The sequence below is a fragment of the Campylobacter sp. 2018MI13 genome (assembly GCF_018501135.1).
GTDB lineage: Bacteria > Campylobacterota > Campylobacteria > Campylobacterales > Campylobacteraceae > Campylobacter_E.
This window is the reverse complement of the sequence record NZ_JAHCZC010000186.1, coordinates 1-524: the sequence shown is the minus strand read 5'-3', so window position 1 is coordinate 524 and position 524 is coordinate 1. Positions and strand designations below refer to the sequence as shown.

Here is a 524-nt window from a genome sequence, read left to right as displayed (position 1 = left end):
AATATATCTTTTCATTATCTACGCTAATATAAAAATCATTATTTTTAACAAATCTAAGTCTTTTTATTTGTCTAAGGTTTAAAAAGAATATAATAAAGAATATGCTACGAAGTATTGCTTCATCCATCCTTTTTATCCACCACAAATCCGACATTATTCGTTCTGGTCTATTATATAAAAAAATTAAATTATCTATACCAACATAAATTATGCGACATAAAATTAAAATTACGAAAATTTCACTAATAAATCTAATAAGCTCTAAACTATATAAATAATCGTTTTTTATTTTATAATCTTTTAAATTATCTATATTCAAATTTATCCTTTATATTTAATAAAACTAATTATAAAAATTACTAATATTTTTATAACTTGTTTTCATTTTAATTCTCCTTTTAATTTATTTAAATAATTTGTATAAACATCATTAGAGCAACTACCTCTTCTATAATAATTACCTAAATCAAGATAATAATTATCAACAAATAACCTAGCAAAAGAATCATAAATTCTATTAAGAT

At 19.3% G+C, this 524-nt stretch carries 1 protein-coding gene; it reads right to left on the bottom strand.

Going from position 1 to position 524, the window contains the following annotated elements:
• A partial coding sequence (locus KJQ99_RS09570; protein WP_214150693.1) for a hypothetical protein occupies positions 1 to 319 on the bottom strand: 319 nt, incomplete at its 3' end.
• Between the last annotated feature and the right edge of the window lie 205 nt (positions 320 to 524).